Genomic DNA, 25841 nt, shown 5'->3' with positions numbered 1-25841 from the left:
GCGGACGTGGGCATTGCGGGAGTGAACCACTGAGGTCGCCGCGGAGTGTTGCACAAGATTGCCGGGGCGTCTGCCCCCTTATGGTGCGAACGAGACCAAAGGCTTACCCAGCCTCGCCCACCAGCTCGGCCTGGCTCAGCACCTCGTACTGCCCTTCGCCGGCCTGACGCGCAGCCTCGATCAGGGCTGGCGAGGCGTCGATGCCCACCACTTCGCAGCCCTGGGCCTCCAGCACCCGGCACAGCCAGCCTTCGCCGCAGCCGATGTCCAGCACACGATGCGGCGAACCTTCCAGCACGGCGCGGACGATGGCCTCGTCGGTGGCCAGGCGGCGGCTGTCGATGCGCTGCTCGCGTACTGCGCGGGTCCAGGCGCCGGCGTTGCTGTCCCAGCTGTGGCGGATGCGGGTGGGGTTGTCGGGCATGGTGGGGGTCCGAGGGGAAAGGGAAGATTCCATTTTAGGTTGTAGGAGCGAGCTTGCTCGCGAAGGGTGTTCTGCTGGTGGCTACGGTGCTTTCGATGGACTCCGTACCCTCTCCCCAGCCCTCTCCCTGAAGGGAGAGGGGGCTAGTCCGTGCCGAGAGAAAGGGGTGGTTCCAGCCGGAAACTTTCGGTGCTGCCGGCTAACTCCAGAGCCCCCGTTTCTGCCCAACGGTCCCCTCTCCCTTCAGGGAGAGGGTTAGGGAGAGGGCGCTCTTCGGGACCTGCACCGCAGCTATCGGGAAACTCCATTCGCGAGCAAGAACTGGACGTCCCCCTCGCTCCTACAAAAGAAAAGCCCGCCCCTCACAACCCCTTCGGCACCGCCAGCCCCTTGGTCGAGGGCCCGCTCTTCAACGGCTGCCGGCACCCCGCATCGCCGAACGGCCCGGACAGCCGCGTCCAGCCCTCCCCCGGCGAGGTCTGGCTGCAGGTCAGGTGGCCGTCCACGCGGCTCTGCCACAGGTAGAACGGCATGGGCGCGGCATGGGCGCTCAGGCTGGCGATCAACGGCAGGAACAGCAGGAACAGGCGCATCGGGTCGTTTTCCAGGTCACTCGTCGGGCATTGTCGCGGCTTGGGCCGGACGAAGGCACGACATTCAGCAGAATTTTCCCCGCCTACTACGCTCAAAGAAAGGGGAGGCCGCTGGCACGGGGGCTTTCGCGGCACCGGGATGGGTGCCGGTCGTCACGTCGGCGGAGACCGCTTACTCAGGCTTTCGCAAGCATGGGCAGGTCGTGATATGGCGCATACGGAGCATACCGGTCAACTGCATTCTCAACCGGGCGTGCCGGAGCCTGGCTTTTCCCCGAAAAAACCCAGCCACCACCGCTTCCTGCTGCTGTTCCTGTTCGTCCTGCCACTGCTGGCGGCGATGGGCGCGGCGCTGCTCTACGAGGCGCATACCTCCAAGCTGCAGGCCCGCGAGCTGGCGCGCCTGGCCGGCGAGCTGACCTGGCAGGTCGGCGCCGGTTCCAGCGACCAGGTGGTCTACCCGAAGGACGGCCCCTTCGACCGCCGCCTGGGCTACCTGCAACTGCCGGACTTCCTGCAGCGCCTGCACGACCGCGACTTCGTCACCCTCGACCAGGCGCGCTTCTCCCCTGCCCTGCTGCAATACGCCGGCTACGGCATGTTCCCGCCCTACGCCGAGAAGGCCCAGGCCGGCGTCGACATCAGCGACTGCCGCGGCCTGCCGATCTACAACTTCCGCTACCCGCAGCGGCTCTACGCCAGCTACGACGCCATCGCCCCGCTGATCGTGCAGAGCCTGCTGTACATCGAGAACCGCGACCTGCTCGACGCCAGCCGCCCCTACCTCAACCCGGCCATCGACTGGAGCCGCTTCACCCAGGCCGCCGTGGCCCAGGCCGGGCGCCTGGTCGGCATGGGCAACCACGCCCCCGGCGGCAGCACCCTGGCCACGCAGATCGAGAAGTACCGCCACTCGGTGGACGGGCGCACCAATTCCATCCGCGACAAGCTGCGGCAGATGGCCTCGGCCAGCGTGCGCGCCTACCAGGGCGGCGCCGAGAACCTGCCGGCGCGGCGCAACGTGGTGCTCACCTACCTCAACTCGGTGCCGCTCTCGGCGCAGCCGGGCTACGGCGAGGTCAGCGGCCTGCCCGACGGCCTGTGGATCTGGTATGGCGCCGACTACCAGCAGGTCAACCGCCTGCTCTCCTCGCCCGTCGGCCAGGGCGCCGAGCTCGAGGCCCAGGGCCGGGCGCTGCGCCAGGTGGTGTCGCTGATGATCGCCCACCGCCGCCCGTCCTATTACCTGGCGCGCGGGCGCAAGCCGCTGGGCGAGCTGACCGACAGCTACCTGCGCCTGCTGGCCCAGGCCGGGGTGATCGAGGCGCCGCTGCGCGATGCCGCCCTGGCCCAGCGCCTGGAGTTCCGCGACCCGCAGAACCAGCCGACGGTGCAGCCGCTGGAGCCGAACAAGGGCGTGAGCCTGGCCCGCACCCGCCTGGCGGGGATGCTCAACGTGCCGCTGTATGACCTGGACCGCCTCGACCTGAGCTTCAGCACCACCCTGCAGGACGAGTTGCAGAACAAGGTCAGCGCCTACCTCAAGCAACTGGCCGATCCGGACTTCGCCTCGCAGATCGGCCTGTTCGGCGAGCACCTGCTGTCCAAGGACAAGACCGCCGACGTGCGCTACAGCTTCGTGCTGTTCGAACGCACCGCCGACGGCAACCGCGTGCGCGTGCAGACCGACAGCACCGACCAGCCCTTCGACATCAACGAGGGCAGCAAGCTGGAGCTGGGTTCCACCGCCAAGCTGCGGGTGCTGTCCAACTATCTGGAGCGCATCGCCGACCAGTACCGCGCCTACAACGGCAAGCCCGCCGCCGAGCTGCGCAAGGTGCCGGTGGAGCCGCTGGACTTCATCAGCCGCTGGTCCATCGACTACCTGATCGCCACCCCCAACGCCGACCTCTCGGCCATGCTCGCCGCGGCCATGCAGCGCAAGTACTCGGCCAGCCCCTACGAGAGCTTCTTCACCGGCGGCGGCGTGCACACCTTCTCCAACTTCCGCAAGGAAGACAACGGGCGCATCCCCACCCTGCTCGAAGCGCTGCGCGAATCCATCAACCTGCCCTTCGTGCGCCTGCTGCGCGACCTGGTGCGCCACGACATGTACCAGAAGGACGGCAACAAGCTGACCGTGCTGCAGGACGACAAGGACCCGCGCCGCCAGCTGTACCTGGACCGCTTCGTCGACCAGGAAAGCCGCGTCTACCTGCTGCGCTTCTGGCAGAAGTACCGCGGGCAGAACGCCGACGAGCGCCTGGACACCTTCCTCGACGGCCTGCGCCCGTGGCCGGTGCGCCTGGCGGCGATCCACCGCTACCTGCAGCCCCAGGCCGACCAGGCGACCTTCGCCGCCTTCCTCCAGGACCGCCTGAAGCAGAGCCACTACACCGGCGAGAAGCTCACCGACAAGCGCATCGCCGACCTCTACAAGCGTTACGGCCCCGGCGCCTTCGACCTCAACGACCAGGGCTACGTGGCCCGCGTGCACCCGCTGGAGTTGTGGCTGCTGGGCTACCTGCAGCGCCAGCCCCAGGCCAGCTTCGCCGACGCGGTGGCCGCCAGCAATGCCGAGCGCAAGCAGGTCTACGGCTGGCTGTACAAGTCGCGCTACAAGGCCGCCCGCGACAAGCGCATCCGCATCATGCTGGAGGTGGAGGCCTTCCTCGACATCCACCAGCAGTGGAAGCAGTTGGGCTACCCGTTCGACCACCTGGTGCCCTCGCTGGCCACCGCCCTGGGCAGCTCCGGCGACCGCCCGGCGGCGCTGGCCGAGCTGATGGGCATCATCCTCAACGACGGTATCCGCCTGCCCACCCTGCGCATCGACAGCCTGCACTTCGCCGCCGGCACGCCCTACGAGGTGAGCCTGGCGCCGCAGGCCAACGTCGGCACCCGGGTGATGACCTCGGAGGTGGCCAGCACCCTGCGCGACTCGCTGTCCCAGGTGGTCGACCAGGGCACCGCGCGGCGGCTGTCCGGCAGCTTCCGCCGCGACGACGGCAGCCCGCTGGTGATGGGCGGCAAGACCGGCACCGGCGACAACCGCATCGAAAGCTTCACCCGCGGCGGGGCGGTGAAGAGCTCGCGCTCGCTGAACCGCACCGCGACCTTCGTGTTCTACCTCGGCCCGCGGCACTTCGGCACCCTCACCGCCTACGTGGCCGGCAGCGCGTCGAGCAACTTCAAGTTCACCTCGGCGCTGCCGGTGCAGGTGCTCAAGGGCATGGCGCCGATGCTGCAGCACTACCTGGAGCCGGGCACCGAGTGCCACGCGCCCCAGGACACCCTTCGGGTGAGCTGGCTATGAGGCCGCGCGCCGCCGCGGCCTGAACCCGGGAAAGGCCAGGGAAGCACGGCGCCAAGGGTTCGGCGCCGGGAGGTCCGGCCGGCCGTCAGCATGACCTGGCGCGGCGCCCCTTGCCGCGCGGGTCCGGAGCCGGAGGGCACCGCCATGCCGCGCCGCCATGGGAACCTCAGGGACCAGGAACAGGCGCTGCTGCGCCAGCGCCGCGCCCAGGCCGGCATCGACGTGCCGAGTGACTTCAGCTGGGGCCTGGCCCTCTCCGGCGGCGGCGTGCGCAGCGCCACCTTCAACTTCGGCCTGCTGCGGGCGCTGGCGAAGAACCACGTGCTCAAGCGCTTCGACTACCTCTCCACGGTGTCCGGCGGCGGCTACGTCGGCGCCATGCTCGGCCGCCTGTACGGCCCCGCCCAGGGCGCCCGCGAGGTGGAGAACGGCCTGGCGGCGGACGACTCGCTGCTGCTCTGGTGGCTGCGCAACAACGGCCGCTACCTGGCCCCGGCCGGCGGCCGCGACCTGCTGATGGCCGGCGCCTCGATGCTCCGTGGCTTCATGGCCACCCAGCTGGAGATCGGCATCCTGCTGCTGTGCATCGGCATGTTCACGGTGCTGCCCCACGTGCTGCTGGCGCTGCTGGGCACGCCGCCGGTGTTCCTCGGCAACCTCTGGTCGCTGTGGTTCCTCGTCGTGCCGCTGTTATTGCTGGCCGCCGGCGCGCTGTGCTGGGCCTACTGGTTCAGCCGCGACCGCCAGGACCACGCCCTGCGCGACCTGCTCTCGGTGCTGCTGGCCCTGCTCGCCGCGCTGGTCCTGGCGGTGCAGGGCCTGTGGCCGCAGTTGCAGAGCGACATCGAGCTGGGCCCGCGGCTGCTGGCCTACGCCGTTCTGGCCGGCGCGCTGCTGATCGCCCCGCTGGGCTGGCTGCTGCGCCTGCCGCTGCGCGCCTGTCCGCCGGAGCAGCAGCGCCTGCGCCTGACCCACTGGCTGGGCTGGGTGCTGCTGGGCGGCGCCGGGGTGTTGCTGCTGGGCGTTTGCGAGGCGGTCACCTGGCACTTGGTCGTGCGCCTGCGCGAGAGCGGCAACTTCACCCTCATTTCCTCCAGCGTACTGGGCTCCACGGGCCTTGCCGTGGTGCTGCTGCGCGCCCTGCTGCCGACGCTGCTGGAGCGCCTGCGCCAGCAGGGCCTGCCGAGCGCCTACGGCAGCCAGCTGGCCAACCTGCTGGGCCTGGCCCTGCTGGCGTTCCTGCTGCTGGCCTGGCTGACGCTGCTGCAGGCCTTCCTCTACCTGGGCGGCAACCTGCTCAGCCCCGGCGCCGCCATGCAGCCCTGGCTGCCGCTGCTGTACTGGGCCCTGGTGCTGGCCGCGCTGGGCTTCTACATCGGTATCAGCGGCGCCAACCTCACCCAGCTGAACCTCGCCTCGCTGCACTACTTCTACCGCTCGCGCCTGGCCCGCACCTACGTCGCGGTGGCCAACCACGGCGGCCCCGAGGCGCGCTTCCCGGCCTCGCTGCTGGTGCCGGCCGAACGCGGGTTGATCGAGGGCATCGAGTCGCTGCGGGAGATACTGCCCGGCGACGACGTGGCCCTGGCCGACTACCAGCCGCACGCCTACGGCGGGCCGCTGCACCTGATCAACTGCTGCATCAACCAGACCCTCGACGACCGCACCCACAGCTACAACGCCGACCGCAAGGGCGTGGCCCTGACCGTCAGCGCCCTGGGCGTGGAGACCGGCACCCACGGCCCGCGGCCGCCCCAGGGCCTGGAGCGCAGCAGCCTGGCGCAATGGGCGACCATCTCCGGCGCCGCGCTGAGCACCGGCATGGGCTCGCGCACCAGCGCCGGGCTGGCCGCACTGGTGTTCATGACCGGCCTGCGCCTGGGCTTCTGGCTGCCCAACCCGACGCGCGCCGCCGAGACCGGCTGGCGCGCGCGCCTGGCCAAGTACCTGGCCACCCGCGCCGAGATGCTCGCCCAGTTCCCCGGCCTGCGCGCGCCCTTCTGGTACCTGTCCGACGGCGGCCACTTCGACAACAGCGGCGTCTACGCCCTGCTCAAGCGCGAGGTCGACCTGATCGTCGCCAGCGACTGCGGCGCCGACCCGCGCTACCTGTTCGAGGACCTGGAGAACCTGGTGCGCAAGGCCAAGATCGACTACGACGCCGACATCGAGTTCATCGACCCGGCCAGCCTGGCGCGGGTCTCCGCCGGCGACGCGCGTACTCTGCTGTTCGGCACCCCGGAGTCCATCTCGCCGGATTGCGGCCGCGAATACCTGCTGCTGGCGCGCATCACCTACGCCAGCCACAGGCGCGGCACCCTGCTGGTGGTCAAGCCGCACCGCTGCGACTCGCCGCTGCTGGAACTGCCCTTCGACCTGGTGGGCTACGCCGACCGCAACCCGGCCTTCCCGCAGCAGGGCACCGACGACCAGTTCTTCGACGAAAGCCAGTGGGAGGCCTACCACCAGTTGGGCCTGGCGCTGGGCTCGGTGCTCAGCCGCGACTTCCTCCAGCGCCTGCCGGGCTGGGCCGACCTGGCCAGCATCGTGACCCTCACCGCAGTCGGCCAGCCGGCCCCGGCCAACGGCCCGAACCGCCGCCAGCGCATCGCCCAGAACGTGCGCACCACCCTCGGCGTGGGCCTCTCCGCCAGCCTGGTGGTGGCGCTCTGGCAGGGCCTGGAGCAGTACCGCGGCAACATCGCCGACAGCGAGTCGAAGTACGCCAGCCAGTTGGAGGCCATCGCCGACCTCTACGCCAAGGGCAACAAGGTCAGCGACGCCCTGCGCACGCGCATCGGCCACTTGGAGAACTTCGCCAGCCGCAACGGCCTGTCGGTGGCGTTCGCCAGTGACATGCGCACCCTGTTCGAGCGTGCCAGCGCGGCCTGCGCCAATGGCGCCGAGTCGGCCGACTGCAACTACCTGCGCCAGCTCACCAGCGACCCGCACCCCAACAGCCCGGTGCAGCAATACTGGTTCGGCTTCACCCCGCTGCCCGAAGACAACCCGACGCTGGCCAGCGCTCCGCCGCCGCCCCCTCCGCCACCGCCAGCCGCGGCGCCGGCAGCGCCGCCGGTCAGCGCCGAGATGGCGCCACCGCCCGCCGTCACGGCCGGCGCCGCGCCCGCGCCCGCAGCAGAGCCGGTGGCCAACCCCTGCATGCGCGAAGGCAGGCGGCCGGTGGTGCTCTACACGCAGATCTACTCGGCCGACGAGCAACGCACGGCGCGGGACTTCCTCAAGCTGCTGGAAGGCAGCGGCATCAGCACCCCGGGCATCGAGAACGTGGTCAGCGCCGCCGCCCGCCGCGGCTCGCCGCCGCCATTGCCCTGGCCGCGGCCGACCTTCATCTACCATGCCCGCCGCGACGGCGAATGCGCCCGCTGGCTGGCGCAGAAGTTCAGCGACAAGGCCGTGGCCCTGCCGCTGGCGGCAAGCCTGCAGGCCTCGCCCGGGGTCATCGAGTTCTGGCTGCCGGCGCAGGCGAAGCCCAATTGAGGTGACGCCGAAGTGCTCTTCGTAGGATCGAGGGGGACGCCTAGTTCTTGCTCGCGAACAGACGCGGTGCCATACGGTTCGCGAGCAAGCTCGCTCCTACGAGAAGCCATGTGCACCGGTATGGTCCGCGATAGCCGGGAGGTATCGGCGCGATTCGCGGATGAGATCCTACGCCACGCCCTTCCCCTGTAGGAGCGCGCCCTGCGCGCGATTCGCGGGCAGGGCCCGCTCCTACAGGTTGCCGGGAGGTACGGTATCCGCCCCCCGTAGGAGCGGACCTTGTCCGCGATAGCCGGACGCCCCGGCGCGATTCGCGGATGAGATCCGCTACGCCGCCCCACCCGCGCCATTCCCCTGTAGGAGCGCGCCCTGCGCGCGAATCGCGGGCAAGGCCCGCGGGAGGCACGGTATCCGCCCCCGTAGGAGCGGACCTTGTCCGCGATAACCGGACGCCCCGGCGCGATTCGCGGATGAGATCTCCTACGCTGCCCCACCCGCGTCATTCCCCTGTAGGAGCGCGCCCTGCGCGCGAAATCGCGGGCAGGGCCCGCTCCTACAGGTCGCCGGGGGACGGGCCATCCGCTCAACCCCGCCCGCGTACCATCTGCACGTAGAGCTTCTCCACCTGCTCCCGCGCCCAGGGCGTGCGGCGCAGGAAGGTCAGGCTGGACTTGATGCTGGGCTCGCTCTTGAAGCAGCGGATGTCGATGCGCTTGGCCAACCCTTCCCAGCCGTACTGCTCCAGCAGGCGTTCGAGGATGGCCTGCAGGGTCATGCCGTGCAGCGGGTCCTTGGGTTTCTCGCTCATGGTCGGGCTTCGTCGTCGGTGCGTAAGTGCGCGCACCTTAGCAGCAAGCCGCCAGGCGCGCAGCCCGGGCGCAGACAGGTGCCCGGCGCGCGGCGTAGAATGGCCGCCGCGACTGCCGCAGCCCCCCATACCAACAACGATTCCTCTTCGCCCGCCAGCACCCGGCCCTTTGCCGCCGGGGCATCACGCGTGGCCGGGGGACTCGGCCTGAGCCCCACCCTCACTCAGGATTCCCATGCACACCGCGCAAGACACCCGCACCGGCAGTTGGCTGAACGTCATCGCCCTGGCCATCGCCGCCTTCATCTTCAACACCACCGAGTTCGTACCGGTGGGCCTGCTCAGCGACATCGGCCGCAGCTTCGACATGCGCCCGGAACAGGCCGGGCTGATGCTCACCCTGTACGCCTGGGTGGTGTCGCTCACCTCGCTGCCGCTGATGCTGGCCACGCGCAACATGGAGCGGCGGCGCCTGCTGGTGGCGATCTTCTGCCTGTTCATCGGCAGCCACCTGCTCTCCGGCGTCGCCTGGAGCTTCACCACGCTGATGCTCAGCCGCTTCGGCATCGCCTTCGCCCACGCGGTGTTCTGGTCGATCACCGCGTCCCTGGCGGTGCGCGTGGCGCCGCCGGGCCAGCAGGCGAAAGCCCTGGGCCTGCTGGCCACCGGGACCATCCTGGCGATGGTCCTGGGCATTCCCCTGGGCCGCGTGCTCGGCGAGGCCATGGGCTGGCGCGCGACCTTCCTGGCCATCGCCGGCGTCTCGCTGGTGGTGGTGCTCTGGCTGGCCCGCGCGCTGCCGCTGCTGCCCAGCCAGAATTCCGGCTCGCTGCGCAGCCTGCCGCTGTTGCTGCGGCGCCCGGCGCTGGTGTCGCTGTACGTGCTCACCGTGCTGGTGATCACCGCGCAGTTCACCGCCTACAGCTACATCGAGCCCTTCGCCCGCGAGGTGGCCGCCCTGGACAGCCAGCGCACCACCCTGCTGCTCCTGCTGTTCGGCGGCGCCGGGCTGTTCGGCTCGATCCTCTTCAGCCGCTACAGCGAGCGCTTCCCGCGCGGCTTCCCGTGCCTGACCATCGCCGTGCTCGGCAGCTGCCTGCTGCTGCTCCTGCCGCTGGCTCACGAGCCCCTGGCGCTGCTCGGCCTGAGTCTGTTCTGGGGCGCCGCCATCCTCTGCTTCGGCCTGGCCCTGCAGGCCAAGGTGCTGCAGCTGGCCCACGACGCCACCGACGTGGCCATGGCCATGTTCTCCGGGCTGTACAACGTCGGCATCGGCGGCGGCGCGCTGCTCGGCAGCCAGGTGGTCGGCGGCATCGGCCTGGCGCAGATCGGCAACGTCGGCGGCGCCGTGGCCATGGCCGGCCTGGCGCTGTGCCTGTTCGCCTGCTGGCGCTATGCCGAGGCACTGCGCAACGGGCACAAATGAAAAAGGCCGCGGCCCCTTGCGGGACCGCGGCCTTGGCTACCGCTCAGCGGATCAGCGGCCGGCGGCGGGAGCCGAGGCCGGCAGGTGGGCCTCGCCGTACTCCGCCTCGGCTTCGTCGAAGCGCTGCTGCATGGCCCTGGACGGGGCCGGGCCGAGCAGGCTGAAGACCACGATGGCGACGCTGGCGAACAGGAAGCCGGGGATGATCTCGTACAGGCCGAGCCAGCCGAACTGCTTCCAGACGATCACGGTGACCGCGCCGACCAGCATGCCGGCCAGGGCGCCGTTGCGGTTCATGCGCTTCCACAGCACCGAGAACAGCACCAGCGGGCCGAAGGCGGCGCCGAAGCCGGCCCAGGCGTAGGACACCAGGCCCAGCACGCGGTTTTCCGGGTTGGCCGCCAGGGCGATGGCGATCAGCGCCACCAGCAGCACCATGGCGCGGCCGACCCAGACCAGCTCCAGCTGGCTGGCGTTCTTGCGCAGGAAGGCCTTGTAGAAGTCTTCGGTCAGCGCCGAGGAGCACACCAGCAGCTGGCAGCTCAGGGTGCTCATCACCGCGGCGAGGATGGCCGACAGCAGCACGCCGGCGATCCACGGGTTGAACAGGATTTTCGCCAGCTCGATGAAGATGCGCTCATGGTTCTCGGTGACCGCGCCGGCCTGCTCCGGGTTGGCCTGGAAGTAGGCGATGCCGAAGAAGCCCACGGCCACGGCGCCGCCCAGGCAGAGGATCATCCAGGTCATGGAGATGCGGCGCGCGGCCGGGATCGACTTGACCGAGTCGGCGGCCATGAAGCGCGCCAGGATGTGCGGCTGGCCGAAGTAGCCCAGGCCCCATGCCATCAGCGAGATCACGCCGATGAAGGAGGCGCCCTTGAGCATGTCGAAGTTGGCCGCGTCCTTCAGCTCGATAGCGGCGAAGGTCGGCTCCACGCCACCGGTGGCGAACAGCACGATGATCGGGGTGAGGATCAGCGCGAAGATCATCAGCGAGGCCTGCACGGTGTCGGTCCAGCTCACCGCCAGGAAGCCGCCGACGAAGGTGTAGGCGATGGTCGCGGCGGCGCCGGCCCACAGGGCGGTCTCGTAGGACATGCCGAAGGTGCTTTCGAACAGGCGGGCGCCGGCGACGATGCCCGAGGCGCAGTAGATGGTGAAGAACACCAGAATCACCACCGCCGAGAGCACGCGCAGGATGCGGCTGTTGTCCTCGAAGCGGTTGGTGAAGTAGTCGGGGAGCGTCAGCGCGTTGCCGTTGTGCTCGGTGTGCACGCGCAGGCGCCCGGCGACGAACAGCCAGTTCAGGTAGGCGCCGACGATCAGGCCGATGGCGATCCAGCTTTCGGAGATGCCGGAGAGGTAGATCGCCCCCGGCAGGCCCATCAGCAACCAGCCGCTCATGTCCGAGGCGCCGGCCGACAGGGCCGTGACGAAGCTGCCGAGGCTGCGGCCGCCGAGGATGTAGTCGGAGAAGTTGTTGGTGGAACGGTAGGCGGCGAATCCGATCAGGACCATAGCCGCGATGTAGATCACGAACGTGACCAGTGTTGGCGTGTTGACGCTCATGGGGGCTCCCCTGAAGCTTGTTTTTATCCAGGCCCGGAGGGTAGCCCGGGCCCTTGCTCGTCGGGGCCGGCGCGGTTGGCGTCGGTCCCCCTGCCGTGCCCTTCGGCACGGCGGGGCGGCAGCGGCCCTGCGCAAGCTCCGCTACCACCCCTGTCGCCCCCCGTCGCGGTTGCACCACGCGGGCGGCTGATTCTTCGGCGCCCCCTCACCGTCCCGGGGCAGCCGTCGCCACATTGCCCGGCGCACGTCCGGGGACACGCGCGGGCGGCGGATTCTAGCGCAAGGAAAAGCCCTTGTTGCACCGAATCGCCGAACGGTTGCACTCAAGGTGCAACCCGGATGGGCGAATGGCGGAATCTAGTGGCACCCTGCCCCGGCATTCTTGCGAAAAGCTCTGGACTTGTTGCGAAAAACTCCAGGACGCCCGTCCTTCGCAGCCAACGGCTAGCACTTTCGGATCTGAAAGCACTTGATTTTCAAACCACAGGGAATGTTATGTTATAACAATATAAATCAAGGCCACCCCACCGAGCGACCCGCCAAGCCCCTGCCTAGAGCCTTCGCGCAGCCCGGATCGCCACGGGAGGGGCGCGTTCTGCCCGAAAAAACCAAGGAGTCCCCAATGTCCACGTCCCGCCCCCTGCCCCGCTGGCCACTCGCGCCGCTGACCCTCGCGCTGTTCGCCGTTCCCGCGCTCGCCGACACCCGCCCTGCCGAGCTGCAGCCCCAGGTGATCACCGCCAACCCGCTGGGCGAGGTGCAACCCGCCGCGCCCAGCAGCGTGCTACAGGGCGACGACCTGACGCTGCGCCAGAAAGGCAGCCTGGGCGAGACCCTCGACGGCCTGCCGGGGGTGTCCTCCACCTGGTTCGGCCCCGGCGCCAGCCGGCCGATCATCCGCGGCATGGACGGCGACCGCATCCGCCTGCTGCGCAACGGCGTGGGCGCGCTGGATGCCTCGTCGCTGTCCTACGACCACGCGGTGCCGGAAGACCCCAACGTGGTCGAGCGCATCGAAGTGGTCCGCGGCCCGGCTGCCCTGCTCTACGGCGGCAACGCCATCGGCGGGGTGGTCAACAGCTTCGACAACCGCATCCCCAGCGAACCGGTGGACGGTGTGCACGGCCGCGGCGAGCTGCGCTACGGCGGCGCCGACACCACCCGTAGCGCCGCCGGCGCGCTGGAAGCCGGCGACGGCAACTTCGCCCTGCACCTGGACGCCGGCTCCCGCGAGTTCAACGACCTGCGCATCCCCGGCTACGCCCATTCCAGGGCCCAGCGCGCGATCGACGGCGACGATTCGAAGCACCGCGTCGAGAACAGCGACGGCCGCCAGGACAGCGGCGCCATCGGCGGCAGCTACCACTGGGACCACGGCTACGCCGGGCTCTCCTACAGCGGCTACGACGGCAACTACGGCTCCCCCGCCGAGGACGACGTGCGCCTGAAGATGCAGCAGGACCGCTATGCCTTCGCCTCGGAGATCCGCGACCTGGAAGGCCCGTTCAGCTCGGTGAAGCTGGACGCCGCCTATACCGAGTACCAGCACAAGGAGATCGAGGACGGCGAGACAGGCACCACCTTCAAGAACGACGGCTACGAGGCGCGCATCGAGGCCCGCCACAAGCCGCTGGGCCCGCTCGAAGGCGTGGTCGGCGCACAGGTGGCCAACAGCCGCTTCTCGGCCCTGGGCGAAGAGGCCTTCGTGCCGCACACCGAAACCGACAGCGCGGCGCTGTTCTTCCTGGAAAACTGGCAGGCCAGCGAGCGCCTGGCGCTGAGCTTCGGCGGCCGCGTCGAACACAGCCGCGTCGACCCCGACGCCAAGGACAACGAGCGCTTCGCCGAGAACGACGGCAGCCGCAGCTTCACCGCCGGCAGCCTGTCCTCCGGCGCGGTGTACCAGCTGACGCCGATCTGGGCGCTGGCCGCTACCCTCAGCTACACCGAGCGCGCGCCGACCTTCTACGAGCTGTATGCCAACGGCCCGCACGCGGCCACCGGCACCTACGAGGTGGGCGACGCCGATGCGGACAAGGAAAAGGCGGTCTCCACCGACCTGGCCCTGCGCTTCGACAACGGCATCCACAAGGGCAGCGTCGGCGTGTTCTACAGCCGCTTCTCCAACTACATCGGCCTGCTCGCCAGCGGCCGCTACCGCGACGAGGAAGGCGAGGTGGTCGCCGCCGACAACGACGAGGCCCTGCCGGAATACCTCTACAGCGGCGTGCGCGCGGACTTCTACGGCGTCGAGGCACAGGACCGCATCCACCTGCTGGAAAGCCCCTACGGCAACTTCGACCTGGAACTGTCCGGCGACTACACCCGGGCGAAGAACCGCGACACCGGTCAGCCGCTGCCGCGCATCGCCCCGCTGCGCCTGAACAGCGCGCTGATCTGGGAACTGCAGCAGTGGCAGGCGCGCCTGGAAGTGGAACACGCCGCCTCCCAGCACCGCGTGCCGGACGAGGAACTCTCCACCGACGGCTATACCACCCTGGGCGCCAGCGTCGGCTACAGGTTCGACATGGGCGGCAGCCAGTGGCTGGCCTTCGTCAAGGGCGAGAACCTGACCAACCAGACGGTGCGCTACGCCAGCTCCATCCTGCGCGACAGCGTGCCGGCGGCCGGGCGCGGCATCGAGGCGGGGGTGAAGGTGGCGTTCTGAAGAACGGGCCTTGGCCATGCCCCGCTCGCTGCCAGGCACGGAGCCGCCATCAAAGCCACGCCCGGTTCAACCACGGCATGGCCGGCAAGGACGGTGTAGCGGCGGATAACCGCGAACGGTTATTCGCCCTACGCCACGGTCGAGCCTGGCGTAGGGCGCATAACGCCTATGGCGTTATCCGCCGCTTGGCCCTGGCCACACCCCGCTCGCTGCCGGGCACGGAGCCGCCATCAAAGCCGCGCCCGGTTCAACCACGGCATGGCCGACAAGGTCGGTGTAGCGGCGGATAACCGCGAACGGTTATTCGCCCTACGTCACGGTCGAGCCTGGCGTAGGGCGCATAACGCCTATGGCGTTATCCGCCGCTTGGCCCTGGCCATGCCCCGCTCGCTGCCAGGCACGGAGCCGCCATCAAAGCCGCGCCCACCCCACCTACCGCGCCGCTACTGGCGCATCCCCCGCCCGCTCACCAGCAGGCGGATGCAGAAGAAATACAGGATCACCGTCGCCACCAGCATGAACACCAGCGCCGTGCCGATCTGGATGTCCGACACCCCGAGGATGCCGTAGCGGAAGGCGTTGACCATGTGCAGGATGGGGTTGGCCAGCGATACCGTCTGCCAGAATTCCGGCAGCATGTGGATGGAATAAAACACCCCGCCCAGGTACGTCAGCGGCGTCAGCACGAAGGTCGGGATGATCGAGATGTCATCGAAGTTGCGCGCGTACACCGCGTTGACGAAGCCGCCCATGGAGAAGATGGTGGCCGTCAGCACCACCACCAGCACGGTGATGCCCAGGTGGTGCACCTGCAGCTTGGTGAAGAACAGCGACAGCGCCGTGACGATGACGCCCACCGCCAGCCCGCGCAACACACCGCCCACGGTGTAGCCGAGAAGGATGGTGTGCGGCGACACCGGCGACACCAGCAGCTCCTCGATGGAGCGCTGGAACTTGCTGCCGAAGAAGCTCGACACCACGTTGCCGTAGGCGTTGGTGATCACCGACATCATGATCAGCCCCGGCACTATGTACTGCATGTAGCTGAAGCCGCCCATGCCGCCGATCTGCCGGCCGATCAGGTTGCCGAAGATGACGAAGTACAGAACCATGGTGATCGCCGGGGGCAGCAGGGTCTGCGGCCAGATGCGGGTAAAGCGGCGGACTTCGCGGTAGACGATGGTGTTCAGGGCCACCCAGTTGGCGCGCAGCTCGCTCATACCGCCACCTTCGACAGGTTCTTCTCGACCAGCGACACGAACAGCTCCTCCAGACGGTTGGTCTTGTTGCGCAGGCTCAGCACCTCGATGCCCTGCCCGTTCAGCTGGGCGAACAGGCCGTTGATGCCGGCCGCCTTGTCCACCTGCACCTCCAGGGTGTGGTCGTCCAGCAGCCGCGCAGGGTAGCCGGGCAGTTGCGGGAGCTGGGCCACGGCGCCCTTGAGGTCGAGCACGAAGGTCTCCACGTGCAGCTGGGTCAGCAGCTTGCGCATGCTCGTGTTCTCGACGATGGTGCCGTGGTCGATGATCGCGATGTTGCGGCAGAGCTGCTCGGCCTCCTCCAGGTAGTGGGTGGTGAGGATGATGCTGATGCCCTGCTGGTTCAGTTCGGTGAGGAAGTTCCACATCGAGCGGCGCAGCTCGATGTCCACCCCGGCGGTGGGTTCGTCGAGGATCAGCAGGCGCGGCTCGTGGATCAGCGCGCGGGCGATCATCAGCCGGCGCTTCATGCCGCCGGAAAGCTCGCGCGAGGCCGAGTTGCGCTTGTCCCACAGGCCCAGCTGGTTGAGGTACTTCTCGGCGCGCTCCTTGGCGATCTTCGCCGGGATGCCGTAGTAGCCGGCCTGGGTCACGACGATGTCGAAGACCTTCTCGAACTGGTTGAAGTTGAACTCCTGGGGCACCACGCCCAGGCAGCGCTTGACCTTCAGCGGCTCGCGGTCGAGGTCGTGGCCGAACACCGTGACCGTGCCGCTGGTCTTGTTCACCAGGGTGGAAAGAATGCCGATGGTGGTGGACTTGCCGGCGCCGTTGGGGCCGAGCAAGGCGAAGAAATCGCCCTCGGCGACGTCCAGGTCGATGCCCTTGAGGGCCTGGAAACCGTTGCCGTAGGTTTTCGTCAGTTGACGGAGGGTAAGCGCGGAACTCATGGAATTTCCCGTGGCTGGGCGGCGCATGAAAATGGAACAGCTAGATAAGGGCCGGCGCCGGCAATTGCAACCTTCACCGGCGCCGCGGGCGGTTCAGGTCAGCTCGGTCATCACCGCGCTGCGGTAGGCCGGGCGCTCGCGCAGGCGGGCATACCAGGCCTCCAGGTGCGGCATCGGCGGGCGCTGGATGGGCATCTCGAACCAGGCGTAGATGAAGCTGCCCAGGGGGATGTCGCCCATGCCGAAGCGCTCGCCGGACAAGTATGGCTGGCGCCCCAGGGCCTGCTCGGGCACCGCCAGGGCCGTCACGCAGGCCTCGATGCCGGCGGCGATGGCCGCTTCGTCACGCTGCTCCGGCGGGGTGCGCAGGGTACCCCAGAACACCGTGCGGAAGGGCCCGGCGAAGGTCGAGGTGGTCCAGTCCATCCACTTCTCGGCGCTGGCGCGCTGCTGCAGGTCCTGCGGGTAGAGGCTGTCGGGCGCGTACTTCGCCGCCAGGTAGCGGACGATGGCATTGGATTCCCAGAGCACGAAGTCGCCGTCCTCCAGGGTCGGCACCACGCCGTTGGGGTTGAGCGCGCGGTAGGCCGGCTCGTTCACCACGCCGAAGGCGCCGCCGGCGTCGATGCGCTGGTAGGCCACCGCGGCCTCCTCGGCGCACCACAGCGCCTTGCGCACGTTGGACGAATTCTTGCGGCCCCAGATTTTCAGCATGGCGTGCAGCCTCTTCTTGTTCGGTGGGTGAACGCGGCCGCGGCAGGTCGGCCGGTGAATGCGAGCACCCTACCGGTCGGCGCGGCAAGAAGAAAGGCGTGCGGACTGATGATGACTATCGATTGCCTTCATGCTTCGGCGCTTCGGCCTGCATGTCGCCGGACAGCGGCGTGGGGCCGGCGTCGAACAGGTGCGGGTAGCAGGCCCGCAGGTGGCCGAAGAACAGGTCCTCGGGGACGTCGGCGAACTGGCCGTGGTCGCACAGGTACTCCATGTGCCGCCGGCCGCCCTGGTCGAATTCGTGGAAGACGCTGTCCTGGCGCCCGTCGAATTCCAGCGGCAGCACGCCGAAGGCCTCGCACAGCTCGCGGTTGAAGGCCGGCGTGGCCTTGACCCAGCGGCCGTCGAGGAACAGCTCGGTGTAGCCGTGCATGGCGAACACCTCGCTGCGCAGCATCTCCACCATGCGCCCGCTGGCCAGGTGGTTCTTCACGTCGGCCAGGCCGATGCGCGCGGGGATGCCGCAATGCCGGGCGCATGCCGCCAGCAGCGCGGCCTTGGGCACGCAGTAGGACTGCCCGGCCTGCAGCGCGTGGCTGGCCTTGAGCGTCTGCGCATCCAGGCTGAACACATAGGGGTTGTAGCGGATGCCGTCGCGCACCGCGTAGTACAGCGCCACCGCCTGCTCGCGCGGCTGCGGCGAGGCGCCACGGTGCCGTTGGGCGAACTCGATCACCGCGGGGTGGTCACTATCCAGGTAGCGGCCGGGTTCGAGGTAAGCCTGCATGGGGGAATCTCCTTCACGGTTCCGGCCAGTCTAAACAGCCCGTCCGCATGCCGTGGAGGACGATCCGGCCAAGCTCGCCGAGGAAGGCGCCAACACCCGGCTAAGCTGTGAGGGATCGCCCCGTCGTTCGTCATGGAGGAAAGTGCATGTCGTTGCTCTGGTTGATCGTTCTCGTGCTCGGCGTCGCCTGGCTGGCCCACCGGCGCGTGGCGCCGGCCCCGGCGCTGGGCATAGTCGCCGTCTATCTCATCTTCATGGGCCTGTTCAGCCACGCCCACGGCTGGATGATCCTGCTCTGGCTGCCCTGGCTGGCGGTGGCCGCCGCCCTGGCCCTGCCCGACCTGCGCCGCAAGCTGTTCAGCGGCCCGCTGTACGCCTGGTTCAAGCAGGTGCTGCCGCCGATGTCCGACACCGAGCGCGAGGCCATAGAGGCCGGCACCGTGTGGTGGGACGGCGACCTGTTCAGCGGCCGCCCGGACTGGAGCAAGCTGCTGGGCGCCCCGGCGCCGCAGCTCACCGAGGAGGAGCAGGCCTTCATCAACGGCCCCACCGAACAGCTCTGCGCCATGGTCAACGACTGGGACATTTCCCGGCGCATGGACCTGCCGCCCGAGGCCTGGGCCTTCATCAAGGAACAGGGCTTCTTCGGCCTGATCATCCCCAGGGAATACGGCGGCAAGGGCTTCTCCGCCTTCGCCCACTCCCAGGTGGTGATGAAGCTGGCCAGCCGCAGCGGCGATCTGGCCTCCACCGTGATGGTGCCCAACTCCCTGGGCCCGGCCGAGCTGCTGCTGCACTACGGCACCGACGAGCAGCGCCAGCGCTACCTGCCGGGCCTGGCGCGCGGCGAGGAAATCCCCTGCTTCGGCCTGACCAGCCCGCAGGCCGGCTCCGACGCCGGCGGCATGACCGACATCGGCATCGTCTGCAAGGGCCAGTGGCAGGGCGAGGAAGTGCTCGGCCTGCGCCTGACCTGGGAGAAGCGCTACATCACCCTGGGCCCGGTGGCCACCCTGCTCGGCCTGGCCTTCAAGTGCCACGACCCGGACCACCTGCTGGGCGGCGAGGAAGACCTGGGCATCACCCTGGCCCTGGTGCCCACCGACACCCCCGGGGTGGAGATCGGCCGGCGCCACGTGCCCCTGGGCGCGGCCTTCATGAACGGGCCGAACTCGGGCAAGGACGTGTTCCTGCCGCTGGACTGCATCATCGGCGGCCAGGCCATGATCGGCAAAGGCTGGATGATGCTGATGAACTGCCTGTCGGTGGGCCGCTCCATCTCCCTGCCGGCGGTGGGCACCAGCGCGGCCAAGGGCTGCAGCTACAGCAGCGGGCGCTACGCGCAGATCCGCGAGCAGTTCAACGTGCCCATCGGCGCCTTCGAGGGCATCCAGGAAGCCCTCGGGCGCATCGGCGGCAACGCCTGGATGATGGACTGCGCGCGCATCCTCACCGCCCACGCGGTGGACCTGGGCGAGAAGCCCTCGGTGCTCTCGGCCATACTCAAGTACCACCTGACCGAGCGCGGCCGCGAGTGCATCAGCCACGCCATGGACATCCACGGCGGCAAGGGCATCATCCTCGGCCCGCGCAACTACCTGGGCCGCGCCTGGCAGACGGCGCCGATCTTCATCACCGTGGAAGGCGCCAACATCCTCTCGCGCAACCTGATGATCTTCGGCCAGGGCGCCATCCGCTGCCATCCCTTCGTGCTCAAGGAGATGGCCCTGGCCCAGCAGGAAGACCAGGCCCACGCCGCCCACGAGTTCGACCGCCTGCTGCTGCGGCACATCGGCTTCGCGGTGAGCAACGCCGCCAGCAGCCTGCTGCTGGGCCTGGGCTTCGGCCGCTTCGACCACGTGCCCGGCGACCGCCTGACGCGCCCCTACTTCCGCGCGGTGAACCGCCTGGCGGCCAGCTTCGCCATGCTCGCCGACTTCAGCATGATGCTGCTGGGCGGCGAACTGAAGCGCAAGGAACGCCTCTCGGCGCGCCTGGGCGATGCCCTCAGCCACCTCTACCTGGCCTCGGCGGCGCTCAAGCGCTACCACGACCTGAACCACGCCGAGCACCTGCAACCGCTGCTGCGCTGGGCCCTGGAGGAGAACCTGGCGAAGGCCGAGGAAGCCCTGGCCGCCCTGCTGGAGAACTTCCCCAACCGCTGCGTCGGCTGCCTGCTCAAGCTCCTGGTGTTCCCCCTGGGCCGCCGCCACAAGGGCCCGAGCGATGCGCTGGACGCGGAGATCGCCGGCATCCTCGGCCGTCCGCTGGACGACCCGGCGCTGCAGGCGATCCTCTACGGCGCCTTCCTGCCCACGGCGCAAGACGACCCGCTGGCCGACCTGGAGCGCGCCCTCACCGCCCTGCGCGAGGTCGCGCCCCTGCAGAAACAGCTGCACAAGGCGCTCAAGGAAGGCAAGGTGCGCCCGGCGCCCGGCCAGTCGCCGATCGACGCCGCGGTGGCCGCGCGGGTGCTGGACGAGGACCAGGGCCAGCAGCTGCACGCTGCGGAGAAGGCCCGGCGCCAGGTGATCGACGTCGACGACTTCGCCAAGGAGGAACTCGGCCAGCCCGGCAAGGTCTGACCACCCAGAACCCTTCCCTACCCCATGAAGGGAGCAGTACGCCAAGGGCGCCGACACGGCGCCCTTGGCGTTTTCGCCCCGGGGGCTGCCAGTGCCGGCGGATGGGTGCACACTGGCAGGCAAAGGCAACCGGGAGAACGCCCATGCGCATCCTGCCCATCCTTCTCGTCGGCCTGGCCCTGGCGAGCACCGCCCAGGCCGACTCCTGGCTCTACCCGAGCCGCAACAGCCCGCCACCGGCGCCGCTGGTCGACCTGGATCCGCAACAGCAGCAGATCGACAGCCTGCAGCGCCAGGCCGAACAACGCCGCGCGCAGCAGCAGGACCAGCGCCTGCAGTACGAAGACCAGCGCCTGCAGCTCAAGCAGCAACAGCTCAAGGACCAGCAGCAGGCCCTGGACCGCCAGCGCCAGCAACAGCGCCTGCAGGACCAGACCATCGAGCGCCAGCGCACCGACCTCCAGCAGTTCCGCCTGCAGCAGCAACAGCAGCAGCTCGACATGCAGCGGCGGATGATCGACAACCAGCGCCGGCAGACGCAATCGCGGCCGCTCCGTTGAATGGCGCCGCGCGGCGGGGCCGGTGAAACCCCTATATACTCCGCCCCCGTTTCAGCCGTTTCCGCAGAGGACCCCACCATGGCCAGCGCCTACCTTGACCACCACCTCGCCCTGCTGCAGCACCTGCGCATGATCCTCGGCGCCCTGGGCGAAGCCGAGCAGGTCCCGGAGGAGAACCACGGCCTGTTCCTCGAACGCTTCGACGAGCTGCTGCAGGAACTGCCGAGCGACCCGGTGGGCGCCCAGTACCTGGGCCAGGACCTGATTTCCCAGACCTTCCACCGCTACCCGCAGATCGCCCACCTGGTGCCGCGCGACCTGCTGTGGTTCTTCGGCGGCGACTGCCTGCACTTCATGCCCGACGAAGAGATCGACCTGTACCAGCAACTGGACGAACGCCGCTTCGCCGCCGAGGAAAACGGCGAGCCTTTCGACTGGAACAAGGAAAAGGCTTTGCTGGCGCTGCCGGAAGACTCGGCCAAGCATTGAGCCGGCGCAATCGCGGATACGGGGACACCGCGTAGGGCGCATAACGCCTACGGCGTTATCCGCCGTTTGGCCTCGATCCCCGGCGGTTCCGGGGTTGGCCTGGGCATTGGCAGAGAAGCACGATCGTAGGAGCAACTGTCTTGCGCCGAGGTGCTCTTCGTAGGATGGGTTGAGCTTGCGAAACCCATGCGGTTGCGGCGATGGGTATCGCTTCGCTCAACGCCATCCTACGAAAAGCCGTGCTTCCTGGAACCGTAGGAGGACTGCGTCCGCGATCCGGCCGCCAGGCCGCCCTACCCCTCCTCCGGCACCCGTATCCGGTGGCAATCCTTGATCTCCCGCAGCGCCAGGGTCGACTGGATCGACGCGATGCCCGGCTGCTTGCGCAGCACCTTCTCGACGAACTCCGCGTAAGCGTCCAGGTCCTTCTCCAGTACCTGCAGGAGAAAGTCCGCATCGCCGGTGATCTTGTGGCAGGCCAGCACCTCCGGCAGGTCGCGCACGGTCGCCTCGAAGCGGTCCGAGGCGTCGTCGGAGTGGGCGGCGAAGCGCACGTGGACGAACGCCAGGATGTCCAGGCCCAGGCGCCGGCGGTCGAGGTTGGCCTGGTAGTCGCGGATGTAGCCCTCCTCCTCCAGGCGCTTGCGCCGCCGCCAGCAGGGCGTGACGCTCAGCGCCAGGCGCTCGCTCAGCTCGGCGTTGGACAGGCTGGCGTCCTCCTGCAACAGGCGCAGCATCGCCAGGTCGGTGGCATCCAGGTCGGCCACGCTGGAATTTCTTTTCTTCATTTCTCTCATCCTGAGTCTGTCATTGCGCAGAAGCCTAGCCCATGCAGTCAGAAAGCACAGTTATTCCCGGCCAGCGGCATAGACTGACCCCAGGCGCCCGATGAACGCGCGGCGCTCCCACTCAGGAGGATGGCAGCATGACCCGTTATCTGGATGTGCAGGACGTTGGCCGACTGCTCAGCGAGGTCGGCCCGGGCGCGGCCATCCGCGCCATGGCCGGCTACATCGAGGCCGACTACCGACGCTGGGATGAATTCACCAAGTGCGCCCGCGTCGCCAACCACTCGGCCCTCGGCGTGATCGAACTGATGCCCGCCGACGACGGCAAGCTGTATGCCTTCAAGTACGTCAACGGCCACCCGCAGAACCACCGCGTCGACCTGCCCACGGTAATGGCCTTCGGCGTGCTGGCCACGGTGGACAGCGGCTACCCGCTGCTGCTCGGCGAATTGACCCTGACCACCGCCGTGCGCACCGCCGCCACCTCGGCGCTGTTCGCCGGCTGCCTGGCCCGCCCCGACGCCCGCCGCATGGCGCTGATCGGCAACGGCGCGCAGAGCGAGTTCCAGGCCATCGCCTTCCACGAGTTGCTGGGCATCGAGGAAATCCGCCTGTTTGACATCGACCCGGCGGCCACCGCCAAGCTGCGACGCAACCTCGCCGGCCTTCCCGGCCTGAAGCTGGTAGTCGCCGACTCGGTGCGTGAAGCGGTGCGCGGCGCCGATATCGTCACCACGGTCACCGCCGACAAGACCAACGCCACCATCCTCACGGCCGACATGCTCGAACCGGGCATGCACATCAACGCCGTGGGCGGCGACTGCCCGGGCAAGACCGAGCTGCAGGCCGAAGTGCTGGAGCGCGCGCGGGTGATAGTCGAGTTCGAACCTCAGACCCGCATCGAAGGCGACATCCAGCAGATGCCGGCGAACTTCCCGGTGATCGAGTTCCAACGCATCCTCGCCGGCGCCGCCGAGGGCCGGCAGAACGCCGAACAGATCACCGTGTTCGACTCGGTCGGCTTCGCCCTGGAAGACTTCTCCGCCCTGCGCTGGCTGCACGACGCCGCGCGCGAACGCGGCATCGGCCGCGACATCGAGCTGGTTCCACGGCCGCAGGACCCGAAGGACCTGTTCGGCCTGGTCCGGCAGCCTCAGGGCCAGGCCCTGCGCGCCGTGCGCTGAGCCTGGCGCGCCAGGGCAAGGGCCGGCTCACTCCAGCACGCTGAACTCGATGCGCTGGTTGCGCGCCCGGCCCGCCTCGGTGGCGTTGCTGAAGAGCGGCTGGCTGCGCCCGTAGCCCTTGGCCTGCAGGCGGTCGGGCGCCACGCCCAGCTCCACCAGGCGCGCCACCACGGCCTCGGCCCGAACGCGGGAGGCCTGCTGGCTGCTTTGCGAATCGTCGCTGTCGTCGGTGTGCCCGCCCACTTCCACGAGGGTGCCCGGCGGCGCCTGGCGGATGGCTTCGGCGGCTTCGGCCAGCACTTCGTCGCTGTCGCGGCTGATGGTGCTCGAGCGGTTGTCGAAGCGAATCCCCAACTGCGTCAGGGCATCGGCCAGTTGCCGGGCGCCGGAGCCCGGCGGCAGGCCGTTGAGGGCGGCCAGGGTGCGGTTCCACAGCCCCAGGAATTCGAAGCCGCCGAAGGTCTCGCGCAATTTCTGCGACAGCTCGATGCGCTGCCCCTGGCTCAGCGCGGTGGAATCCATGCGGATGCGCTCGCCGTTGAAGCCCAGCTTGAGCCCCTCGACCTTCAGTTCCGGCAGCAGCTCCAGCAAGCCGTCGAGCCAGGCCGCGGGGCTGGTTTGCCGCTTGACCAGGATGTCGCCCCGCAGGCGCTCCGCGCCGAAGACCTCCTTCAGCCGCCCCAGCAGCGCAGCGCGCTCGTCGATGCTGGTGAGCTGGCCGTTGATGCGCACCTTGCCCTCGCGCAGTTCGAGCATGAAGCGCGGCGCCTCCAGCACCGGGCTGGCCTCGGGCTGCGGAACCACCTCCACGGCTGCCGCCACCCGCGCCTGGGCCACGGGCGTGGACGAGCAATGGCGGAACGACAGCACCATGGTGAGCAACGACAGCACCAGCAGCGCGCCCAACCAGGGCGCCAGCCCACGCTTCGCCTCCGGTCGCGGCCCGGCCGGCTCGCCGATCGCCTCCGGCCGCAGCGCCGGCAGCAATTCGGCGGTGTCGGCCATCAGCACCGTCAGCCCCTCGGCCCCGGCCTGCGCCGCGCCACCGGCGGCGTCCAGCCCGGCCAGCAGTTCCGGCAGGCAGGCGGCGACCGCCTCCTCCAGCCCCTCGTCGGACAGCCCCAGCTGCCGGGCGAAGCGGCCCAGCGTCTCGGCGTCGAACACCTGCTCCAGCTGGGCGCGGTCGGGCGCCTGCGCAGGGGGGCCACCCTGCAGCCAGGCGCCCAGTCCCTGCCGGCGCAGGTGCTGGACGAAACCGGCCCAGCCGCCGCGCTGCTCGTCGAGCACCAGGTGAGCCAGCAGGCCCAGGAGCTTCCCGGCGTTTTCCGGCGCCAGGCCGAAGCGGCGGACGAGCGTCTCCAGGAGCCGCCCAATGAAATCGTCATACATATGAAGAACTACTCGGAGAATATCCATCGACCCGTGCCAGGCATTGCGGCCACACGGTCCCTGCAATGCTGCCCAGGCGCCGATGCGCGCCGGGGAAGCCGGCGCTATCAGAGCAAATCCCCCCGGCGGACCAAATAAGGGCAATCCGAATTCGCTGCCCGGCGCCGGCATTGCCCGGGGGCGAGGAAACGTCTCACTGGCGCCCGCGCCTGCGCCTTATTCCACCGGCCGGGCAAGCCTTGCCAAGCTGGCCGGAACACTTCGCCAAGGCGCTATCGCAGGACCTCCCCATGCCGCACCTTCCACCGATGACCACCAGCCATGGAGGGCTGCGGCTGCGCTCGGGCAGCATCCTCGCCCTGCTGCTGGTGCTGCTGGCGAGCCTGGCGCCCAGCAGCCAGGGCCAGAGCCAGGGCGGGCAGCGGACGGCGAAGGTCGAGGTGGAAAGCTTCGTGCGCCGGCTGTACGGCGACGAAGGCCCCGGGGCGCTGTCCGGCGATATCGGCGAGGCGCGCGCCCGGCGCTGGCTGAGCCCGGCGCTGGCGCGGGCGCTGAAGGCCTACCGCGCAGCCCGCCACGAAGGTGCGGGGCTGCTGGAGAACGACCCGCTCTGCGTCTGCCGGCGTTCGCCAGGCCTGGAGCTGGAGCAACTGCACGTCAACCTGGCCGGCGAGGGCCGGGCCACGGCCAGGGTGATCCTGGTGCACGAGCAGTGGCGCCGCGGCGTGCTGCTGCGCCTGGTCAGGCGCGGGGGAGCCTGGCGCCTGGACGACCTCGCGCAACCGACCATGCCCAGCCTGCGCCAGGCGCTGGAGCGGGAAACGCGGGGCAGCGAGCCGGCACCTGCGGATAAGCGAGGGGACGGAAACGCAAAAAGGCTGCCCTGAGGCA

19 protein-coding genes are annotated in these 25841 nt (G+C 69.2%); 9 read left to right on the top strand and 10 right to left on the bottom strand.

The annotated features are described in order from the left end of the window. Positions 1 to 103: 103 nt before the first annotated feature. Both IG194_RS24640 and IG194_RS24635 read right to left on the bottom strand, forming a co-directional pair. On the bottom strand, positions 104 to 424 hold the full coding sequence (locus IG194_RS24640) for a class I SAM-dependent methyltransferase (protein ID WP_058489013.1): 321 nt from the start codon (positions 422 to 424) through the stop codon (positions 104 to 106). Between the two features lie 362 nt (positions 425 to 786). Beyond that, positions 787 to 1017: a hypothetical protein gene (locus tag IG194_RS24635; RefSeq protein ID WP_009618948.1), complete on the bottom strand. Its 231-nt coding sequence runs from the start codon at positions 1015 to 1017 to the stop codon at positions 787 to 789. 304 nt (positions 1018 to 1321) lie between these two features. On the opposite strand from IG194_RS24635, the gene IG194_RS24630 reads away from it, so the two are divergent. Further along, entirely contained in the window at positions 1322 to 4333 is a 3012-nt protein-coding gene (locus IG194_RS24630; protein WP_058489747.1) for a transglycosylase domain-containing protein, read from the top strand. A gap of 144 nt (positions 4334 to 4477) precedes the next feature. Beyond that, positions 4478 to 7834 carry a patatin-like phospholipase family protein gene (locus IG194_RS24625; protein WP_064987611.1) on the top strand — a complete coding sequence of 1119 codons (3357 nt, stop codon included), beginning with the start codon at positions 4478 to 4480 and terminating at the stop codon, positions 7832 to 7834. 583 nt (positions 7835 to 8417) lie between these two features. Here the strand turns inward: IG194_RS24625 and IG194_RS24620 are convergent. Next, positions 8418 to 8642 carry a VF530 family DNA-binding protein gene (locus IG194_RS24620; protein WP_058489010.1) on the bottom strand — a complete coding sequence of 75 codons (225 nt, stop codon included), beginning with the start codon at positions 8640 to 8642 and terminating at the stop codon, positions 8418 to 8420. A 235-nt stretch (positions 8643 to 8877) separates the two neighbouring features. On the opposite strand from IG194_RS24620, the gene IG194_RS24615 reads away from it, so the two are divergent. Continuing rightward, positions 8878 to 10068: a sugar transporter gene (locus IG194_RS24615; RefSeq protein WP_058489009.1), complete on the top strand. Its 1191-nt coding sequence runs from the start codon at positions 8878 to 8880 to the stop codon at positions 10066 to 10068. A 51-nt stretch (positions 10069 to 10119) separates the two neighbouring features. Here the strand turns inward: IG194_RS24615 and putP are convergent, their stop codons facing one another. Next, positions 10120 to 11637: a sodium/proline symporter PutP gene (gene putP / locus IG194_RS24610; RefSeq protein WP_009618943.1), complete on the bottom strand. Its 1518-nt coding sequence runs from the start codon at positions 11635 to 11637 to the stop codon at positions 10120 to 10122. A 622-nt stretch (positions 11638 to 12259) separates the two neighbouring features. On the opposite strand from putP, the gene IG194_RS24605 reads away from it, so the two are divergent. Next, entirely contained in the window at positions 12260 to 14305 is a 2046-nt protein-coding gene (locus IG194_RS24605; RefSeq protein WP_058489008.1) for a TonB-dependent receptor, read from the top strand. A 443-nt stretch (positions 14306 to 14748) separates the two neighbouring features. On the opposite strand, the gene IG194_RS24600 is transcribed toward IG194_RS24605, so the two are convergent. The 4 genes from IG194_RS24600 to IG194_RS24585 form a co-directional block, all read right to left on the bottom strand. Continuing rightward, on the bottom strand, positions 14749 to 15525 hold the full coding sequence (locus tag IG194_RS24600; protein WP_058489007.1) for an ABC transporter permease: 777 nt from the start codon (positions 15523 to 15525) through the stop codon (positions 14749 to 14751). After that, positions 15522 to 16454 (bottom strand): ABC transporter ATP-binding protein, encoded by a 933-nt coding sequence (locus tag IG194_RS24595; RefSeq protein WP_009618940.1) that lies wholly within the window; start codon positions 16452 to 16454, stop codon positions 15522 to 15524. The genes IG194_RS24600 and IG194_RS24595 overlap by 4 nt, the downstream gene beginning before the upstream one ends. Before the next feature lie 93 nt (positions 16455 to 16547). After that, the gene (locus tag IG194_RS24590) at positions 16548 to 17168 is read right to left on the bottom strand and encodes a glutathione S-transferase family protein (RefSeq protein WP_009618939.1); all 621 of its coding nucleotides are present in this window, start codon (positions 17166 to 17168) and stop codon (positions 16548 to 16550) included. Positions 17169 to 17283: 115 nt separating this feature from the next. Next, positions 17284 to 17955, bottom strand: a complete 672-nt coding sequence (locus IG194_RS24585) for a transglutaminase-like domain-containing protein (protein WP_058070105.1) — start codon at positions 17953 to 17955, stop codon at positions 17284 to 17286. 146 nt (positions 17956 to 18101) lie between these two features. Here IG194_RS24585 and IG194_RS24580 point away from each other — a divergent pair, with 146 nt between their 5' ends. The 3 genes from IG194_RS24580 (at position 18102) to IG194_RS24570 (ending at position 21589) form a co-directional block, all read left to right on the top strand. Beyond that, the gene (locus IG194_RS24580; protein WP_058489006.1) at positions 18102 to 20540 is read left to right on the top strand and encodes an acyl-CoA dehydrogenase; all 2439 of its coding nucleotides are present in this window, start codon (positions 18102 to 18104) and stop codon (positions 20538 to 20540) included. A 143-nt stretch (positions 20541 to 20683) separates the two neighbouring features. Then, entirely contained in the window at positions 20684 to 21100 is a 417-nt protein-coding gene (locus IG194_RS24575; RefSeq protein ID WP_058489005.1) for a PA2816 family glutamine-rich protein, read from the top strand. Positions 21101 to 21178: 78 nt separating this feature from the next. After that, a complete protein-coding gene (locus IG194_RS24570; RefSeq protein WP_058489004.1) occupies positions 21179 to 21589 on the top strand; it encodes a PA2817 family protein in 411 nt (136 codons plus the stop codon). A 293-nt stretch (positions 21590 to 21882) separates the two neighbouring features. Here the strand turns inward: IG194_RS24570 and IG194_RS24565 are convergent, their stop codons facing one another. After that, positions 21883 to 22377, bottom strand: a complete 495-nt coding sequence (locus tag IG194_RS24565) for an Lrp/AsnC family transcriptional regulator (protein ID WP_009618932.1) — start codon at positions 22375 to 22377, stop codon at positions 21883 to 21885. A 137-nt stretch (positions 22378 to 22514) separates the two neighbouring features. Between IG194_RS24565 and IG194_RS24560 the strand changes: the two genes are divergently transcribed. Beyond that, on the top strand, positions 22515 to 23561 hold the full coding sequence (locus IG194_RS24560; RefSeq protein ID WP_058489003.1) for an ornithine cyclodeaminase: 1047 nt from the start codon (positions 22515 to 22517) through the stop codon (positions 23559 to 23561). 27 nt (positions 23562 to 23588) lie between these two features. Here the strand turns inward: IG194_RS24560 and IG194_RS24555 are convergent, their stop codons facing one another. After that, on the bottom strand, positions 23589 to 24950 hold the full coding sequence (locus IG194_RS24555) for an OmpA family protein (RefSeq protein WP_058489002.1): 1362 nt from the start codon (positions 24948 to 24950) through the stop codon (positions 23589 to 23591). Positions 24951 to 25240: 290 nt separating this feature from the next. Between IG194_RS24555 and IG194_RS24550 the strand changes: the two genes are divergently transcribed. Further along, entirely contained in the window at positions 25241 to 25837 is a 597-nt protein-coding gene (locus IG194_RS24550) for a hypothetical protein (RefSeq protein WP_141679776.1), read from the top strand. Positions 25838 to 25841: the final 4 nt, after the last annotated feature.

This window comes from Pseudomonas sp. ADPe (assembly GCF_014843515.1).
In the GTDB taxonomy this organism is placed as follows: domain Bacteria; phylum Pseudomonadota; class Gammaproteobacteria; order Pseudomonadales; family Pseudomonadaceae; genus Pseudomonas; species Pseudomonas citronellolis.
The sequence above is the reverse complement of the archived record's forward strand: the minus strand, read 5'-3'. Positions and strand labels throughout refer to the sequence as shown.

What these genes read in the sequence shown, in the direction of transcription:
- IG194_RS24640 (WP_058489013.1), bottom strand. Translation starts at nt 424, where the DNA reads ATGCCCGACAACCCCACCCGCATCCGCCACAGCTGGGACAGCAACGCC.
- IG194_RS24635 (WP_009618948.1), bottom strand. Translation starts at nt 1,017, where the DNA reads ATGCGCCTGTTCCTGCTGTTCCTGCCGTTGATCGCCAGCCTGAGCGCC.
- IG194_RS24625 (WP_064987611.1), top strand. Translation starts at nt 4,478, where the DNA reads ATGCCGCGCCGCCATGGGAACCTCAGGGACCAGGAACAGGCGCTGCTG.
- IG194_RS24620 (WP_058489010.1), bottom strand. Translation starts at nt 8,642, where the DNA reads ATGAGCGAGAAACCCAAGGACCCGCTGCACGGCATGACCCTGCAGGCC.
- IG194_RS24615 (WP_058489009.1), top strand. Translation starts at nt 8,878, where the DNA reads ATGCACACCGCGCAAGACACCCGCACCGGCAGTTGGCTGAACGTCATC.
- putP (WP_009618943.1), bottom strand. Translation starts at nt 11,637, where the DNA reads ATGAGCGTCAACACGCCAACACTGGTCACGTTCGTGATCTACATCGCG.
- IG194_RS24605 (WP_058489008.1), top strand. Translation starts at nt 12,260, where the DNA reads ATGTCCACGTCCCGCCCCCTGCCCCGCTGGCCACTCGCGCCGCTGACC.
- IG194_RS24600 (WP_058489007.1), bottom strand. Translation starts at nt 15,525, where the DNA reads ATGAGCGAGCTGCGCGCCAACTGGGTGGCCCTGAACACCATCGTCTAC.
- IG194_RS24595 (WP_009618940.1), bottom strand. Translation starts at nt 16,454, where the DNA reads ATGAGTTCCGCGCTTACCCTCCGTCAACTGACGAAAACCTACGGCAAC.
- IG194_RS24590 (WP_009618939.1), bottom strand. Translation starts at nt 17,168, where the DNA reads ATGCTGAAAATCTGGGGCCGCAAGAATTCGTCCAACGTGCGCAAGGCG.
- IG194_RS24585 (WP_058070105.1), bottom strand. Translation starts at nt 17,955, where the DNA reads ATGCAGGCTTACCTCGAACCCGGCCGCTACCTGGATAGTGACCACCCC.
- IG194_RS24580 (WP_058489006.1), top strand. Translation starts at nt 18,102, where the DNA reads ATGTCGTTGCTCTGGTTGATCGTTCTCGTGCTCGGCGTCGCCTGGCTG.
- IG194_RS24575 (WP_058489005.1), top strand. Translation starts at nt 20,684, where the DNA reads ATGCGCATCCTGCCCATCCTTCTCGTCGGCCTGGCCCTGGCGAGCACC.
- IG194_RS24570 (WP_058489004.1), top strand. Translation starts at nt 21,179, where the DNA reads ATGGCCAGCGCCTACCTTGACCACCACCTCGCCCTGCTGCAGCACCTG.
- IG194_RS24565 (WP_009618932.1), bottom strand. Translation starts at nt 22,377, where the DNA reads ATGAAGAAAAGAAATTCCAGCGTGGCCGACCTGGATGCCACCGACCTG.
- IG194_RS24560 (WP_058489003.1), top strand. Translation starts at nt 22,515, where the DNA reads ATGACCCGTTATCTGGATGTGCAGGACGTTGGCCGACTGCTCAGCGAG.
- IG194_RS24555 (WP_058489002.1), bottom strand. Translation starts at nt 24,950, where the DNA reads ATGTATGACGATTTCATTGGGCGGCTCCTGGAGACGCTCGTCCGCCGC.
- IG194_RS24550 (WP_141679776.1), top strand. Translation starts at nt 25,241, where the DNA reads ATGCCGCACCTTCCACCGATGACCACCAGCCATGGAGGGCTGCGGCTG.